At 67.8% G+C, this 15766-nt stretch carries 11 protein-coding genes, 1 tRNA gene, 2 rRNA genes and 1 pseudogene; 6 read left to right on the forward strand and 9 right to left on the reverse strand.

Translation table 11 applies throughout. The annotated features are described in order from the left end of the window. Positions 1-8 precede the first annotated feature (8 nt). A complete protein-coding gene (locus tag VKQ35_RS01285; protein WP_324358199.1) occupies positions 9-2279 on the forward strand; it encodes an ATP-binding protein in 2271 nt (756 codons plus the stop codon). A gap of 24 nt (positions 2280-2303) precedes the next feature. On the opposite strand, the gene fabA is transcribed toward VKQ35_RS01285, so the two are convergent. Together fabA and VKQ35_RS01295 are read right to left on the reverse strand one after the other, a co-directional pair. Then, positions 2304-2831 (reverse strand): bifunctional 3-hydroxydecanoyl-ACP dehydratase/trans-2-decenoyl-ACP isomerase, encoded by a 528-nt coding sequence (gene fabA / locus VKQ35_RS01290; RefSeq protein ID WP_324358201.1) that lies wholly within the window; start codon positions 2829-2831, stop codon positions 2304-2306. A 41-nt stretch (positions 2832-2872) separates the two neighbouring features. Next, positions 2873-3346 (reverse strand): GFA family protein, encoded by a 474-nt coding sequence (locus tag VKQ35_RS01295; protein ID WP_324358203.1) that lies wholly within the window; start codon positions 3344-3346, stop codon positions 2873-2875. Positions 3347-3436: 90 nt separating this feature from the next. Between VKQ35_RS01295 and VKQ35_RS01300 the strand changes: the two genes are divergently transcribed. Next, positions 3437-4048: a TetR/AcrR family transcriptional regulator gene (locus VKQ35_RS01300; RefSeq protein WP_324358205.1), complete on the forward strand. Its 612-nt coding sequence runs from the start codon at positions 3437-3439 to the stop codon at positions 4046-4048. A gap of 57 nt (positions 4049-4105) precedes the next feature. Here VKQ35_RS01300 and VKQ35_RS01305 read toward each other — a convergent pair whose 3' ends face one another. After that, the gene (locus VKQ35_RS01305) at positions 4106-6067 is read right to left on the reverse strand and encodes a PQQ-binding-like beta-propeller repeat protein (protein WP_324358207.1); all 1962 of its coding nucleotides are present in this window, start codon (positions 6065-6067) and stop codon (positions 4106-4108) included. Between the two features lie 206 nt (positions 6068-6273). Between VKQ35_RS01305 and VKQ35_RS01310 the strand changes: the two genes are divergently transcribed. Then, complete coding sequence (locus VKQ35_RS01310; RefSeq protein WP_324358209.1) at positions 6274-7785, forward strand: DUF1800 domain-containing protein; 1512 nt, start codon at positions 6274-6276, stop codon at positions 7783-7785. Continuing rightward, positions 7782-8981: a DUF1501 domain-containing protein gene (locus tag VKQ35_RS01315; RefSeq protein ID WP_324358210.1), complete on the forward strand. Its 1200-nt coding sequence runs from the start codon at positions 7782-7784 to the stop codon at positions 8979-8981. The genes VKQ35_RS01310 and VKQ35_RS01315 overlap by 4 nt, the downstream gene beginning before the upstream one ends. Positions 8982-8987: 6 nt before the next feature. On the opposite strand, the pseudogene VKQ35_RS01320 reads toward VKQ35_RS01315, so the two are convergent. Continuing rightward, positions 8988-9103, reverse strand: a pseudogene (locus VKQ35_RS01320) (hypothetical protein); the annotation flags it as partial. Positions 9104-9134: 31 nt separating this feature from the next. Next, positions 9135-9617, reverse strand: coding sequence for an SRPBCC family protein (locus VKQ35_RS01325; protein ID WP_324358213.1), 483 nt, complete (start codon positions 9615-9617; stop codon positions 9135-9137). A 170-nt stretch (positions 9618-9787) separates the two neighbouring features. Here VKQ35_RS01325 and VKQ35_RS01330 point away from each other — a divergent pair, with 170 nt between their 5' ends. Beyond that, positions 9788-10822, forward strand: a complete 1035-nt coding sequence (locus VKQ35_RS01330; RefSeq protein ID WP_324358214.1) for an acetamidase/formamidase family protein — start codon at positions 9788-9790, stop codon at positions 10820-10822. A gap of 5 nt (positions 10823-10827) precedes the next feature. Here the strand turns inward: VKQ35_RS01330 and VKQ35_RS01335 are convergent, their stop codons facing one another. Further along, positions 10828-11292 (reverse strand): AraC family ligand binding domain-containing protein, encoded by a 465-nt coding sequence (locus tag VKQ35_RS01335; protein WP_324358215.1) that lies wholly within the window; start codon positions 11290-11292, stop codon positions 10828-10830. Positions 11293-11431: 139 nt separating this feature from the next. Between VKQ35_RS01335 and VKQ35_RS01340 the strand changes: the two genes are divergently transcribed. Further along, positions 11432-14728 (forward strand): amidohydrolase family protein, encoded by a 3297-nt coding sequence (locus tag VKQ35_RS01340; protein ID WP_324358216.1) that lies wholly within the window; start codon positions 11432-11434, stop codon positions 14726-14728. Positions 14729-14791: 63 nt separating this feature from the next. Here VKQ35_RS01340 and VKQ35_RS01345 read toward each other — a convergent pair. The 3 genes from VKQ35_RS01345 to VKQ35_RS01355 all read right to left on the reverse strand — a co-directional run. Continuing rightward, positions 14792-14868: transfer RNA gene (locus tag VKQ35_RS01345), tRNA-Met, on the reverse strand. 61 nt (positions 14869-14929) lie between these two features. Continuing rightward, positions 14930-15044: ribosomal RNA gene (rrf, locus tag VKQ35_RS01350) — 5S ribosomal RNA — on the reverse strand. 78 nt (positions 15045-15122) lie between these two features. After that, positions 15123-15766 (reverse strand): 23S ribosomal RNA (locus VKQ35_RS01355); the annotation flags it as partial.

The following is a 15766-nucleotide window of genomic DNA, read 5'->3' on the forward strand; positions in this document are numbered from 1 at the left end:
ATACCCTCATGGCAGCGCTGCACGCCACGAAGGACGCCGCGACCGGGGGGTCGCACGGCCTGGGTTTCGCGACCCTGCCGATCCCCATGGCTGTGCTCGACGGCGAACTGCGTATCCTTGAAGCCAACGCCGCCTTCGCCGAGCTGCTGCAGGTTCCGGCCGCCAGCCTGATCGGCGAGCCGCTCGGCCCGCGCATTCGCTCGGCGGCCACAGACGCCCCGCCCGGCGAAGGCGTCCAGACCTTCGAGTTCCAGTTCTCCGACGGCCCGCGCTGGCTGCGCCTCGACCTGCAGCAGGAGGGCGAGCACATCCTGGCCAGCCTGGTCGATGTGACCGGCGAGCGCAGCGTGCTGGAGCGGATGAAGGCGGACTTCGCGGCCCGCGGCCGGCTGATGCACGACGCCGAGGTCGGCATCTGGCGCTACGACCCGGACACCGGCCTCTACCATTTCCCCAGCGAGCTCGCGCTCGGCCACGGCGGCAATCAGGAGCCCGTGCCGGTCCATGTGCTGCAGAGGATCCAGCACGAGGACGACCGCGAGACCGACACCGCTATCCGCGAGCGCCTGACCAGCGAGGAAGGCACCGACGAGGCGCTAATCCGCTACCGCACCGGCGACGGCGGCTGGCGCCACCTGCGGGTGCTCTACCGCTCCGGCCGCAAGCTGAAGTCCGGCCAGTACGAGATGTATGGCCTGAGCCAGAACGTCACCGACCTGGCGCTGGCCCGCGACGAAGCCAACGCCGGCGCCCTGCAGCTGAAGCTGGCGCTCACGGCCGCCCGCGCCGGAGTGTTCGCCTACGAGCACGCCACGAAAGCGTACTGGCTGTCTCAGGACGCCCGCGACCTGATCGGTGAAACGGGCGTCGCGATCGTCACCGAGACGGACGACCCACTGCAAATCTACCATCCCGACGACATCGACGGCATGCGCTTCATGAGCGTGGCCAGCCTGCAGGCCGGCCAGGCCATATCCCGTGACGCCCGCATCCTGCGCAAGGAAGGCCCGCTCTGGGTCCGCGTCTACTGGCAGACCGAGGGCGACGCGGACGGCGAGCCCGTGCGCGCTGTCGGGCTGCTCCTGGATATCGACGAGCAGAAGCGCCAGGAGATCGCGCTCACCGAGGCGCGCCAACTGGCGGAGTCGGCCACCGCGTCGAAGTCCAGCTTCCTGGCCTCGGTCAGCCACGAAATCCGCACCCCGATGAACGGCATCGTCGGCGTGCTGAACCTCCTGAAGCGGGAGGGTCTTTCCACCGAGGGCCGCGACCTGCTGGGCGAGGCGCTGGCCTGCAGCGACATGCTGGCCCAGTTGATCGACGACGTGCTGGACTTCTCCAAGATGGAGGCCGGCAAGCTCGACGTGACGCCAGCGCCCACCGATCCGGCCGCGGTCATGGCCAGCGTGGTCGCCCTGCTGCACCCCCAGGCCGACGCCAAGAACCTCTATCTGCGCGCCGTCGTGCGGTCCCCCGAGGGCGCTGAGGGGGTCGAGGGCCTGGGCTGGGCGATGATCGATCCGGTGCGCCTGCGCCAGTGCCTGTTCAACATCATCGGCAACGCCGTGAAATTCACCGAGGCCGGCGGCGTCGAGGTCCGGATGAGTCTGGTCGGCGGCGCGCGCCGGCGGCTGCGCGTCGAGGTGCAGGACACCGGCATCGGCGTGCCCGAGGCCGCCAAGCCGGCCCTCTTCGACCGCTTCCAACAGGCCCACACCGGCCCTGACCGCAAGTTCGGCGGCACGGGCCTTGGCCTGGCTATCTCCCGCAGCCTCGCCCAGCTGATGGGCGGCGAGATGGGCTTTGAGTCCGCCGAGGGCGTGGGTTCGGTGTTTTGGTTCGAGATCGCCGCGCCCCGGGCGGCGGCGCCCGCCGCCGCCGCCGAGGCCCAGGCCAGCGAGGCGCCGCTGGCGGGCCTGAAGATCCTGGTGGTCGACGACAACCGCACCAACCGCCTGGTGGGCCTAAAGTCGCTGGAGGCGCTGGGCGCCGAGGCCGAGACCGCCGACAGCGGCGAAGCGGCCATCGCGGCGGCGGCTCGCGGCGGGTATGACCTGATCCTGATGGACGTCAACATGCCGGGCATGGACGGCCTGGAGGCCACCCGGCGCATCCGTGAATTGCCGCAGCCGCAGGCCGGCGTGCCGATCGTCGCGCTGACCGCCGACGTCATGACCCACCACCAGGCGGCCTACCACGCCGCGGGCATGAACGGCTTCGTGCCCAAACCCTTCTCGCCGGCGCAGCTGCTCGGCGAGATCGTCCGGATCGCCGGTTAGGCCGCGCCTCCAGAGATTGTGCGGCTAGAGTGCTGGTCTGATCATGGCGACCCGTAGGTCTGACGCGACGTAGACACAGACGTCATCGGCATAGAGACGGCCGTTGGCGACGGCCACTGCGGTCTGGCCGCGCCGAACCTGGCGCACGTTCACCTCGTACCGCACCAGTTGGGTCTTGGGCGTGATGTCGCCCTGGAACCTGACTTCCCCGCCGACCGCCCGGCCTTTTCCCGGCGAACCCGACCAGCCGAGCCAATAACCCAGCAGCTGCCACAGCGCGTCCAGCCCCAGGCATCCGGGCATGACCGGGTCGCCCCGGAAGTGGCAGGCGAAGAACCAGAGCCCGGGGGTGATATCCAGCTCCGCGACCGCGAGGCCCTTGCCGAATTCGCCGCCCTCCAGGCTCAATTCGGTTATCCGGTCCATCATCAGCATAGGTGGCGCAGGCAGTTGTGCGTTGCCTGGTCCGAAATAGCCCCCTTCGGCGGAGAGGATCAGATCGTCCTTGGTGTAGCTTGGCTTTGGCTCGTGGAACGCGTGCGGGTGGGGCATGGAGCCGGGCTTCCTTAGTATGTCCTGGGTGGACCTCCGCCTCAGCGACTCCGTTCATCGGCGCGCGGCGGCATTGTCTGGAAATTGAAAAGAGCCGGCGGCGGATCGATCCAGTTCGCAGCGTCACTCAAGTAGACGTTCCCCACCGGCCGGAACATGCGCGGGTCGCGGAGGGTGGTTGCGAAGACGTTGACGATGGCAGCGTTCCCTGTGGACTTGGCGAACATTCGGGCGCCACAAGCTGTGCAATGGTACGTGGTGACGAGGTTTCCCGACGCCGTCGGCCGTTGAAACTCGCCGACCTCCCCTTGGTATGAAAACGCCTCAGCGGGCACAGAAAAGGCAGAGACAAAGGGTGCGCCGCTCAGCCTCTGGCACGCCCTGCAATGGCAGTGACCCGACCAGACCGGCGCGGCTGAGACCACATAGGTGACCGCCCCGCAGAGACAGCTTCCTTCCAATGGCGGGCTCATCGCACTGAGTTCGCGATTTAGCCGCTCGATCGCTTGGTTCATGCCGCCTCCCCAGATGCTGCTTGAAAATATGAGAAACGCTCGGCTTTCATTACTCGCGTTCACGACGGCGGCGCCTCGGACATGCGGCCGATGAAGAGCACTGAGAAATCACGGGAAATCCCGCGCCAAGAGCGAGCTCGCGAGAAGGTGCGTCTGATCGTCGAGGCCGCTGCTCAAGTTCTGGAGCAGCGCGGCGAAGGCGGTTTCAACACCAACGCAGTGGCCGAGCGCGCGGGCGTTAGCATCGGGACGTTATATCGCTACTTCCCCGACAAGGGGGCCATCCTCTACGCACTCGCTGAGCGGGAGATCGAGGCCCACCGAGCTCAATCTGCGAGCCTGAGGCAAAAGGGCGCGCCAGGGGTCGCGCCCGACCGCGCTCTCATTCGAGCGTTCCTTCATGCCTTCGGACGCCGCACCCGCGCGCGACAGGTGGCAATGAAGGCCTGGTTCGCACGCGCAGAATCGGAGGAGGTGTCCAGGCGCTTCCAAGCTTCGGAGCCGCCTTTCGTTGACGCGGCCGGGCGGCCACTGTCGCGCATCGAAGCCTTTGTGTTGTCTCGTTCGGTACTCGGCGCGATGAGGGCTGCCGTCCTGGAAGGTGCGGACTTTATCCTTGACCGTGAGTTCGAGGACGAGCTCGTGCGCCTCGCGCGTGCCTATCGAGCGCTCCCGCCGATCTCCCAATTAAGAGCGGACTGAGGGATCAGTCGTCCTACTGCTGGATCCCCGCTTTCGCGGGGATGACTCGCTGCGCGGTCATTTACCGTCGACCGAGAAGGCCAGCAGCACGTTCACCGCATTGCCCCCGGTGTTGGCCGCGCCCTGGAAGCCGCTCATCGTATAGACCATGCCGCCGGCGATCGCCGGGCCCAGGCCGTCGATGCTGCCGCCGGGCTGGCCCTTGACCTGATTGACCGTGTCGTAGGTCTGCGCCGTCGTCGAAAAGGCCCAGATGATCTTGCCGGTGGCGGGGTCATAGGCGCGGAACCAGCCGTCCATGGTGCCGGAGAACACCGCGCCCGGCATGGCCGACGGGGCCGCCGATTCCGCCCGGATGCAGGCGCCCCTGGCGTAGTCGCGGCTCCGGTCGCCGGCGTAGTGGCAGTCGGCCTTGGGCGCGGGCGCCGACCAGAGGAACTTGCCGTTGGCCGGGTTGAGCGCATAGAGGCCGGGCTTTGCCGGGCCCAGCTTGTCGTCGGTGATCGCCGCCGTGCCCGGGACTTCGCCGAACAGGTTAATGACGTCGGAGATCGCCACGAACAGCCGCTTGTCGTCGGCCGCCATGCCCCACTCGACGCCGCCCAGGGCCGAGCCGGAGCCCACCGCGGTCTTCCAGATCAGCTTGCCGCTGTCGGGGTCCATGCCGTAGGCGATGCCGGACTTCTGGCCCGACAGCAGGATCTGCTTGCCGCCCCCTTTTCCATCGCTTGAGGGCAGGGTGAACAGGATCGGCGAGGCGCCGAAGTCGTAGTCCGGGCCCACGGGCGTGGGGCAATTGGGCAGGTTCGAGTGGTTCTCGCAGCCCATGATGAAGTTGTCTTTTTCGGTGACCTGCGTGCTCCAGCGGATCTTGCCGGTCTTCATCTCGATGGCGACGATGGCGTCGTCGCCCTTGGTCGGTTCGTCGGTGTAGCTGTCGCCGGTGGCGACATAGACGAGGCCGCGCTTGGCGTCCGCCGTGGGCGCCGACCAGATGGCGCCGCCGGCCGGGCCCTGCATCATCACGCCCGCCGAATTCTTGTGGGTGTCGTGCAGCGGCTCGGTGACGACGAAGGTCTTCCACTGGGTCTTGCCGGTGGCCAGATCGAGCCCGACCAGCGAGCCGCGGAAACTGCAGCAGCGATAGGTGAGCTGGCGCGCCGCCGGCTCTTCGCCCGAGGTCAGCGGCACGAACAGCTGATCGCCACTGATCACCGGCGTACCGGTGATGCCGGCCACCGGATTGGCTTCCAGCTGCGCCGAGCGCCAGATCTCCTTGCCGTTCTGGGCGTCGATGGCGCGGACCACCCGGGTCCGTTCGCCGACGAAGGTCGCCCAGCCGCTGGGCGAGATCGCCGACTTCACGACCATCGGCGTGGTGCGCGAGGAGACACCCTCCAGCACCCAGTGGACGCAGCCGGTCTTGGCGTCCAGCGCGTAGAACTTGCCCGTGCGGTTGGTGATGAACAGCCAGTCGCCGATCACCGTTGGCATGGAGCCGCCGCTCATCGCGAACGACCACTTCACCTTCAGCTTCGGAATATCGGCGGCCTTCAGGCCGGGATTCTTCTGGAAGCGGCTGGAATTGCTGTCGAAACCGACGGTGCGCCAGTCGTTGGGCGTCTCGTGGATCGGGCCGTTGAGCTTGCACATCACGTCCGTGCCGCGGGCCATGGCCGAGACCGGCCGCGCGCCGCCGGCCGGCGCCGGGATCGGATGCGCGTCCGGGCCGGCCTGAGCCGTGGTCAGGAAGGCGGCGACCGCTTCCTTGTCGGCTTGCGACAGTCCCTGAGCCATCGGCGTCATCACGCCGCTGGTCAGCGCGGTGACGATCTGCGCCGGCGGCATAGCCGAGAGCGTCACGCGGTTGGGCGCCCGGTCGATGGCCGGCTCATGGCAGGCCTTGCAGCGGGTGTTGAACACGGTTTCGCCGGCGCCCGGCGCCTGCGCCATGGCGCTCAGCGGCGCCGCCAGCAGCGTTGCGCCCAATGCGGCCGCCGCCCAGATCCCCAACTTCATCCCCGACGCTCCCCAAACCGGTTTTCCTAAGCCTAGACGGCGCCGGGGGGCGATAACAAGCAAGGCGCGTGGTTTCGTTCAGCTTCCGGTCAGGGAACAGCGCGTCATAGTGACGCCGAGATTTCGTGGTTCTCCAACCTTGGAGCAATCGCCTCCTTGAGATCGTGGAAGCGTCAGGCATGCGTCCGAGCCGGCCTAAGACGATGATGGCGACAGCCGCCGCGGTGGCCCTTGCGGCGTCAGCGGCCTCCGCCGCCGATGGTCAGGCGGCGATCAGCGCCCATGACCTCGCCCTGCTCAACCGTCTCTCCTGGGGCCAGTCCGCCAGCTCAGCCGCCGAGCTGCAGGCGATAGGCGCGCGGGACTGGCTCGACCGCCAGCTGCGGCCCCGGGCCGCCGACCGCCTGCCCGACGCCGCCCAGGCGCAGATCGACGCCCTGCCCGGCGCGCAAACGCCGATGGCCGAGCTGGTCGTGCAGATGGACGCCCAGAACAAGGCGGCCGGCAAACTCACCGACCCGGATCAGAGGAAGGCCGCGCAACAGGCCTATCAGCAGGCCATGACCAATCTCGGCCGGGCGGCCGCCACGCGCGAACTGCTGCGCGACATCTACTCGCCCGATCAGCTGCAGGAGCAGATGACCTGGTTCTGGCTGAACCATTTCAACGTGCACATGTACAAGCGCGACATCCGCGCCATGGTCGGCGACTACGAGGACCAGGCGATCCGGCCGCGCGCGCTGGGCAAGTTCCGCGACCTGCTGGAGGCGACGCTCAAGCACCCGGCCATGCTGCGTTACCTGGACAACGACCAGAACGCGGGCGGCCACATCAACGAGAACTACGCCCGCGAGATCATGGAGCTGCACACCATGGGCGTGGGCTCCGGCTACAGCCAGAAGGACGTGCAGGAGCTGGCGCGCATCCTCACCGGCGTCGGCGTCGACCTCAATCCCGACCCGCCCAAGCTGAAGGCCGCCTATCAGCCGCTGCTGGTCCGTTCAGGTCTCTTCGAGTTCAATCCCAATCGGCACGACTTCGGCGACAAGGTCCTGCTCGGCCACACCATCAAGGGCTCGGGCTTCGGCGAGGTGGAGCAGGCGCTCGATATCCTGGCCCGCGAGCCGGCCGCCGCCCACCACATCTCAGCCCAGATGGCCGCCTATTTCATGGGCGACGATCCGCCGCCGGCCCTGGTCGATCGGATGGCCAAGACCTTCCTCAAGACCGATGGCGACATCGCGGCCACCCTGCGCACGCTGGTCACCAGCCGCGAGTTCGACGCCTCGCTCGGCAAGGCCTTCAAGGACCCGATGCACTACACCGTCTCCGCCGTGCGACTGGCCTACGACGACCGGGTGATCCTCAACACCACGCCGATGCAGAACTGGCTCAACCGGATGAGCGAGGGCCTCTACAACCACGAGACGCCGGATGGCTACGCCCAGCCCGCCGCGGCCTGGAGCGGCCCCGGCCAGATGGCGGTCCGTTTCGAGATCGCCCGCCAGATTGGCTCGGGCTCGGCCGGCCTCTTCAAGCCCGACCAGCCGGCGGCGAAAGACGCGCCCGCCTTCCCGCAACTGCAGAACGCCCTCTACTACAAGGCCGGCCTCGACCAGACGCTGGCGCCGGCCACCAAGTCGGCGCTTGGCCAGGCGGGGTCGCCGCAGGACTGGAACACCCTGTTCCTCTCCTCGCCGGAGTTCATGCGCCGATGACCCTCGACCGCCGCCACCTTATGAAGCTGGGGGCCGCGTTCGCGCCGGCCCTGATCGCCGGCCGCGTCTGGGCCGCGCCGCAGACCCGGACCCGTGTCCTGGTCGTCTTCCTGCGCGGCGCCTATGACGCGGCCAATGTGGTGATCCCGACGGGCAGCGACTTCTACTATCAGGCGCGCCCGACGCTCCACATCGCCAAGCCGGACCCGGCCAATCCCGACGCCGCCCTGCCGCTGGACGCCGACTGGAGCCTGCACCCGGCGCTGAAGGACACGATCTATCCGCTGTGGAAGGCCGGCCAGGTCGCCTTCGTGCCATTCGCGGGCGCCGGCGACGACCTCTCGCGCAGCCACTTCGAGACCCAGGACACCATCGAGCTCGGCCAGGCCCTGCAGGGGTCTCGCAACTATGGATCGGGCTTCATGAGCCGGCTCTCGGCGACACTCTCCGGCGCGCAGCCCATCGCCTTCACCGACCAGCTGCCGCTGACGTTTAGGGGCGGCAAGCCGATCCCCAATGTCGCCGTGGGCGCGGTCGGCAAGCCCGGCGTCGACGACCGCCTCGCGGGCCTGATCCGGCAGATGTACCAGGCCGATCCCTTGGGGCCCGCGGTCGCCGAGGGCTTCGAGGTGCGCGACGAGGTCTACCGCACCGTCTCCGCCGAGATGGTCGCCGCCAACCGGGGCGCCGTCTCGCCCAAGGGCTTCGAGCTGTCGGCGCGGCGGATCGGGCGGCTGATGAAGGCCGACTACAACCTGGGCTTTGTCGATATCGGCGGCTGGGACACCCACGTGAACGAGGGCGCGGCGCAGGGCTACCTGGCCGGGCGCCTGGGCGAGTTGGGCCGGGGCCTCAGTGGTTTCGCCGACGAGATCGGGCCGGACGCCTGGAAGGACACGGTGGTGGTGGTGGTCTCCGAGTTTGGCCGCACCTTCCGCGAGAACGGCGACCGCGGCACCGACCACGGCCACGGCAGCGTCTACTGGGTGATGGGCGGCGGCGTGAAGGGCGGGCGGATCGCCGGCGAACAGACCGCGGTGGCCGAGGCCAACCTCAATCAGAACCGCGACTACGCCGTGCTCACCGACTACCGCGCCCTGATCGGCGGGCTGTTCGGGCGGATTTACGGCCTGAACCAGGGCCAGCTCGGGCAGGTGTTCCCGGGCGCCGCGCCGAAGGACCTGCAGCTGGTCTAGGGCCCGGCCCGCAAAACCTCGGTCATCCCGGACGGCCGAAGAGCCGATCCGGGACCCAGGGGTTCACGCTGTGCGGCCGCCCCTGGGTCCCGGCTCTCCGCTACGCTGCGGCCGGGATGACAGGGCTATTTGCAGGTGAGATTGCGCGCGGAGCTAGGCCGAAACGTGCGCTTTTTCCGAGAGGCCCTTCAGCGCCTTCAGGCCATCGTCGAACATCGGCCCCACCATCTTGTCCATCGGGAAGACGGCGTGCATGAGCCGGGTCACGAAGGTCGTCGGACCGGTCATGGCCCAGGTCACCTTGCTGCCCGCGCCGTCCGGCTCGAGGGTGAATTCGGCGGTGTTGTTGGCCTTCATCGGTCTGGTGAACTTCAGGTCGATGACGACGCGCGAGGGCGTATCCGCCGTCAGGATCTGCATACTGCCGGCGCCGGCCTTCTTGCCCGACCAGGCGTATTGCGAGCCGACGCCGCGCGCCGGGCCGGAATAGGTCTTCTGCATCGCGCCGGGCGCATCCATTTTCTCGAACGGCGACCAGGCCTGCCAGGCGTGGAAGTCGTCGATGTGCGGAAAGATCTCGGCGGCGGGCGCGTCGATGTGGATCGAGCGCGCGACGCGGAAGCTGTCGTTGGCCATGGCGGTCTCCCTGAGGTGCGAATGTTCGCCTGAAAGACGCCGGCAGGCCAGCGGCGCCGACATCGGGGGCAGAAAAAAAGCCTCTGCCTTCCGTAGAGGGAAGGCGGCTTGCGCGGCGCGGCGGCTGGTCCAATAGTCCGCCCGCCGATCTGCCCCGGGGACCTCTGCCTATGACCATTCGCCTGACCGCCGCCGCCATGGCGCTGAGCGCCGCCGCCTTGTTCGCCGCCCAGGCTCACGCTCAGGGCCAGACCTACAGCTTGAAAGTCACGCCCTCGACGGTCGCCTGGGGCAACTATGACGCCGCGGCCAAGCCCGCGCTCACCGTCAAGTCCGGCGACACCGTGGTGGTCGACACCCTGCTTACCAACAACCCCACGGGCCTGAAGGCCAATGGCGTGCCCGACGACCAGATCGAAGCGTCGCTGAAGGACGTCTACGCCAATGTGCCGGCCGCCGCCCGCGGCCCCGGCGGCCACATCCTCACCGGCCCGATCGCCATCGAAGGCGCCGAGCCCGGCGACACCCTGGAAATCCGCATCCTGAAGATCGATCTGGCGATCCCCTACGCCTACAACGGCTTTGGGCCGGCCGCCGGTATCCTGCGCGACGACTTCCCCTATCGCCGCACCAAGATCATCCCGCTGGACAGCGCCAGGATGGTCGCCCGCTTCGGCCCCGGCATCACGCTCCCGCTGCATCCTTTCTTCGGCAGCATGGGCGTCGCGCCGCCGCCGGCCATGGGGAAGTGGGACTCCACGCCGCCGACCATCATGGGCGGCAATATGGACAACAAGGAGCTGGTCGCCGGGACCACGCTGTTCCTCCCCGTGCACGCCAAGGGCGCGCTGTTCGAAGTCGGCGACGGCCACGCGGGCCAGGGCAACGGCGAGTCCGACGTGACCGCGCTGGAGACCTCGCTCGTGGGCACCTTCCAGTTCGTGCTGCACAAGGGCGAGACGTCGCCCTATCCGCGCGCCGAAACGCCGACCCACTACATCGCCATGGGTTTCGACGACGACCTGGCGGTGGCGACGGTCAAGGCGGTGCGCAACATGGTCGACTTCCTGGTCACCCACAAAGGCATGACCCGCGACGACGCCTACATGCTGGTCAGCGTCGCCGGCGACGTCGACATCACCGAGCTCGTGGACCGCAACAAGGGCGTCCACGTCATGATGCCCAAGGCGATCTTCGCCAAATAGTTCAGCTACTTCGCGTCGAATTTGAAGGCAAGGTAGCGGAAGTCGCCGCCCTTCGGCACCAGGGTCTGGTGGGGCGCCCCGGCCGGGATCCAGAGCACGTCGCCCGGACCCAGCTGATAGGCCTTGGCGCCGGTCACCTTGCCGCCGCGCCATTCGCCGGGCGCGGCCTCCTTGTTCCCCTCGACCTTGCCGCCGACCAGCACGGTCGCGTGACCCGACTGGACGACGAACTCGTCGTTGAGCTTCAGGTGCACCTCGACCTGGCCGTCGGCGGTGCGATGCGCGGCGAGCATCGTCGTGCCCGGCCCGGCCGGCACCGGCGCGGTCGCCACCCCGTCCTTGGTCTTGGCGACAAGGGCGGCGATCTGGGCGGCGGAGACATAGACGCCCCGCCCCGTCTCGGCCGCCGCGGCGGCCGCTGCCGCCGTCGTGACAAGCAATCCGGCCAGCCAAAGCCTTGCGTGCGTCATCTTCGCTCCCTCCGATTTTCCGCCATGGTAGCCGCGATCGCGCGCGATGGGAGACAAACGAAAATGGCCGGCCTCGACGCCCTTGCCGCGCCTGGGATTCTGCGGCCTAGCTTGGCCAGACCTTCTAGGGGATGACGCGATGAGTTACCGGATTGCGGCGCTGCTGGCCGCGACGTTCCTGTCGGGCCAGGCCATGGCCCAGACCGCGCCAAAAGCCGATGCGCCGGCCAAGCCCGCCAAGTGGAACGTCAACGCGCCGCCGGGCCTGGCCACCCGCGAGATCCGCATCAACGTCGACAACGGCACCTGGATGAACCTCGACGTCAGCCACGACGGCAAGCTGATCGCCTTCGACCTGTTGGGCGACATCTACGTCATGCCGATCGCGGGCGGGACGCCGACCCGCGTCGCCGAGGGCCTGGCCTACGACCAGCAGCCGCGGTTCTCGCCGGACGACAAGCGCATCGCCTTCACCTCCGACCGGGGCGGCGGCGACAACATCTGGGTGATGAACGTCGATGGCTCCGACAAGCGCCAGGTGACCAAGGAAGATTTCCGCCTGCTCAACCAGCCGAGCTGGAGCCCGGATGGACGATTCATCGTCGCCAAGAAGCATTTCACCACCAGCCGTTCGCTCGGCACCGGCGAGGTCTGGCTCTACCATGTCTCCGGCGGCGGCGGCGTGCCGCTGGTCAAGAAGGCCAGCGAGCAACTGCAGAAGGAGCTGGGCGAGCCGACCTATTCACCCGACGGCAAGTCGATCTACTACACCCGCGACGTGACGCCCGGGCCGATCTTCGAATACGCCCAGGACTCCAACACCGACCTCTTCGACATCGAGCGCTATGACCTCGACAGCGGCGAGGTGAGCACGGTGGCCTCCGGCGCCGGCGGATCGGTGCGGCCGACGCCCTCGCCGGACGGCAAGCTGATCGCCTTCGTCCGCCGCGAGCGGGCGCGGTCCAAGCTCTATGTGAAGGACCTCGTCTCCGGCGAGGAGCGCAAGGTCTATGACGCGCTGGACCAGGACGTGCAGGAGACCTGGGCGGTGACCGGCGTCTATCCCAACATGGCCTGGACCCCGGACAGCAAGAGCGTGGTGTTCTGGGCCGGCGGCAAGATCCAGCGGGTCAGCGCGGCCGGCGGGCCCGCCAGCGTGATCCCCTTCCACATCGACGACACCCGCGTGGTGATCGACGCGGTCCATCCGCAGATCGAGGTCGCGCCGGACCGGTTCACCACCAAGATGCCGCGCTGGGCGACCGTCTCGCCGGACGGCAAAGAGGTGGTATTCGAGACACTCGGGAAGCTCTGGCTGAAGCCCGTCGCGGGCGGCGGGGCCGCAAAACGGCTGGTCAGCGGCGACGAGCCCGGCTTCGAACTCTTCCCCTCCTGGTCGCGGGACGGCAAAACGGTCGTCTTCGTCAGCTGGACCGACGATGGCCTTGGCCGCATCCGCACCGTCGCGGCGGCCGGCGGCGCGGCGCATGACGTCACCACCCAGCCGGGGCACTACGCCAGCCCACGCTTCTCGCCGGACGGCAAGACCATCGTCTTCGAACGCCGGCGCGCCGGGCAGCTCACCTCGGCCCGCTGGTCGCAGGACCCGGGCGTCTATCGCGTCGCCGCCAGCGGCGGGGCGCCGGTGCGGATCACCCGCGGCGGGGCCGAGCCGCAGTTCGCGGCCTCGAACGACCGGGTGTTCATGCTGGCCGGCGAGCGCGGCAAGCGCCAGCTGGTCTCCACCGACCTGAACGGCCAGGCCCGGCGCGTCCACGCCGAGGGCGAGCTCGTCAACGACTTCCAGGTCTCGCCGGACGGCCAGAACCTCGCCTTCCGCCAGAACTACGAGGCCTTCGTCATGCCGCTGCTGCCGGGCACGCAGGACGTCACCGTCGACGAAAAGGGCGGTCCCCTGCCGGTGACCCGCATCAGCGCCGAGGGCGCCGACTTCATCCACTGGTCGAACGACGGGCGCGAGGTGCACTGGAGCGTCGGCCCGACGCTCTACACGGCGCAAACCGAGGCGCTCTACGCCTCGGCCCCCGCCGCCGATGCGCCGGCGCCGAAATTCAAGCCGCCCGTGACGGGCCTGTCGCTTTCCATGGAGGTGGCGGCCGACAAGCCGACGGGCGTCGTCGCCCTGGTCGGCGCGCGGATCGTCACCATGACGGCCAAGGACGGCGGCATCATCGATGACGGGGTGATCGTCGTCCGCGGCGACCGGATCGTGGCGGTCGGAAAGCGCGGCTCGGTGACGATCCCGGCCGACGCCAAGCAGGTCGACGTCGCCGGCAAGACCATCATCCCCGGCCTGATCGACGCCCACGCCCACGGGCCGCAGGGCGAGAACGATCTGATTCCGCAGCAGAACTGGTCGGCGATGGCCAATCTGGCGATGGGCACGACGACGGTGCACGAGCCCTCGGCGCGCGCGGCCGAGATCTTCGTCGCCTCGGAGTATCAGCGGACGGGCAAGATCCTGAGCCCCCGCACCTTCTCCACCGGCGAGATTCTCTACGGCGCCAAGGACCCCAACAACTACGCCGAGATCAACAGCCTGGAGGACGCGCTGGCCCATGTTCGGCGGCTGAAGGCGGAGGGCGCGCACAGCATCAAGAACTACAACCAGCCGCGCCGCGAGCAGCGCCAGATGATCGTCGCGGCCGCGCAGGCGGAGGGCATGGAGGTGGTGCCGGAGGGCGGCTCGATCTACGCGCTCGACGTCACCCACATCGAGGACGGCAACGCGACGGTCGAGCACAACCCGCCGGTCGAGCACTTCTACGACGACCTGGTGAGCTTCTGGTCGCAGACCAAGACCAACTACACCCCGACCCTGGTGGTCACCTTCGGCGGCCCGGCCGGCGACCCCTATTGGCGTCAGCACACCGACGTCTGGCTGCACCCGCTGCTGTCGAAGCACGAGCCGCCGGCCATGCTGGCGGCGCGTAACGTCCGCCGCGTGGCGGCGCCGGAGGAGGACTATGTCGACGCGGCCAGCGCGCGCGAGGCCAAGAAGCTGATGGAAAAGGGCGTGCAGGTGTCGATCGGCGCCCACGGCCAGCAGCCGGGCCTGGGAGCGCACTGGGAAATGTGGTCGTTCGTGCGCGGCGGCTGGAGCCCGATCGAGGCGCTGCGCGCCGGCACGATCATGCCCGCCACCTCGCTGGGCTACGCCAAGGACATCGGGTCGCTGGAGACCGGCAAGCTCGCCGACCTGCTGGTGCTCGACGCCGACCCGACCAAGGACATCCGCAACACAGACAAGATCCACCGGGTGATGCTGGGCGGCCGGCTCTACGACCCTGTCACCTTGAACGAGGTGGTCACCGGCAAGCGGGTGCGACCGCCCTACTGGTGGGAGACGCCCGGCGGCAGCGGCGGCACGGCGGCCTCGACCGCCAGCGTCGACATCGATGAGGACAGCCCGTAGGGGCGGCGCTGCGGGCCGGACAAAGAAAAAGCCCCGCTTCGCAGCGGGGCTTCTTCAGTATTTTGGGTGCGGGGACAGGATTTGAACCTGTGACCTTCAGGTTATGAGCCTGACGAGCTACCGGGCTGCTCCACCCCGCGGCAAAGCGGTGATGTCTGGCATCGTGAATTGAAGGGTCTGGATCTCACATCCGTTTGGTAGACCTGGCGACGACCTACTCTCCCGCGCCTTAAGACGAAGTACCATCGGCCCAGGGGGGCTTAACGACCGAGTTCGGAATGGGATCGGGTGGGGACCCCCCGGCAAAATCACCAGGTCAACGAAACGGATGTGATTGAGAAGACATCAGGTCTGCAGCAAGCTCAAACCAGAGCGCGCATGAATTTTGCTAAGAACGATCAAGCCGATCGAGCGATTAGTACCAGTAAGCTACATGCCTCGCGGCACTTCCACACCTGGCCTATCAACGTGGTGGTCTACCACGGCTCTCGGCGAAGCCTTGTTTTGAGGTTAGTTTCCCGCTTAGATGCTTTCAGCGGTTATCTATTCCATACTTAGCTACCCTGCTGCGCGGCTGGCGCCACGACAGGTCCACCAGAGGTATGTCCATCCCGGTCCTCTCGTACTAGGGGCAGATCCTCTCAAGCTTCGTACACCCACGGCAGATAGGGACCAAACTGTCTCACGACGTTCTGAACCCAGCTCACGTACCACTTTAATCGGCGAACAGCCGAACCCTTGGGACCTGCTCCAGCCCCAGGATGTGATGAGCCGACATCGAGGTGCCAAACTTTGCCGTCGCTGTGGACGCTTGGGCAAAATCAGCCTGTTATCCCTAGAGTACCTTTTATTCGTTGAGCGATGGCCCTTCCATACAGAACCACCGGATCACTATGGCCGACTTTCGTCTCTGCTCGACTTGTCAGTCTCGCAGTCAGGCGGGCTTATGCCATTGCACTCGACGAGCGATTTCCGACCGCTCTGAGCCCACCATCGCGCGCCTCCGTTACACTTTGGGAGGCGACCGCCCCAGTCAAA

Source organism: Phenylobacterium sp. (assembly GCF_035309685.1).
Lineage (GTDB): Bacteria > Pseudomonadota > Alphaproteobacteria > Caulobacterales > Caulobacteraceae > Phenylobacterium.

Excerpts from the sequence above, each read along its gene's own strand:
- VKQ35_RS01285 (WP_324358199.1), top strand. The coding sequence starts at position 9 with ATGGCAGCGCTGCACGCCACGAAGGACGCCGCGACCGGGGGGTCGCAC.
- fabA (WP_324358201.1), bottom strand. The coding sequence starts at position 2,831 with ATGCCCCACCCGCACGCGTTCCACGAGCCAAAGCCAAGCTACACCAAG.
- VKQ35_RS01295 (WP_324358203.1), bottom strand. The coding sequence starts at position 3,346 with ATGAACCAAGCGATCGAGCGGCTAAATCGCGAACTCAGTGCGATGAGC.
- VKQ35_RS01300 (WP_324358205.1), top strand. The coding sequence starts at position 3,437 with ATGAAGAGCACTGAGAAATCACGGGAAATCCCGCGCCAAGAGCGAGCT.
- VKQ35_RS01305 (WP_324358207.1), bottom strand. The coding sequence starts at position 6,067 with ATGAAGTTGGGGATCTGGGCGGCGGCCGCATTGGGCGCAACGCTGCTG.
- VKQ35_RS01310 (WP_324358209.1), top strand. The coding sequence starts at position 6,274 with ATGGCGACAGCCGCCGCGGTGGCCCTTGCGGCGTCAGCGGCCTCCGCC.
- VKQ35_RS01315 (WP_324358210.1), top strand. The coding sequence starts at position 7,782 with ATGACCCTCGACCGCCGCCACCTTATGAAGCTGGGGGCCGCGTTCGCG.
- VKQ35_RS01325 (WP_324358213.1), bottom strand. The coding sequence starts at position 9,617 with ATGGCCAACGACAGCTTCCGCGTCGCGCGCTCGATCCACATCGACGCG.
- VKQ35_RS01330 (WP_324358214.1), top strand. The coding sequence starts at position 9,788 with ATGACCATTCGCCTGACCGCCGCCGCCATGGCGCTGAGCGCCGCCGCC.
- VKQ35_RS01335 (WP_324358215.1), bottom strand. The coding sequence starts at position 11,292 with ATGACGCACGCAAGGCTTTGGCTGGCCGGATTGCTTGTCACGACGGCG.
- VKQ35_RS01340 (WP_324358216.1), top strand. The coding sequence starts at position 11,432 with ATGAGTTACCGGATTGCGGCGCTGCTGGCCGCGACGTTCCTGTCGGGC.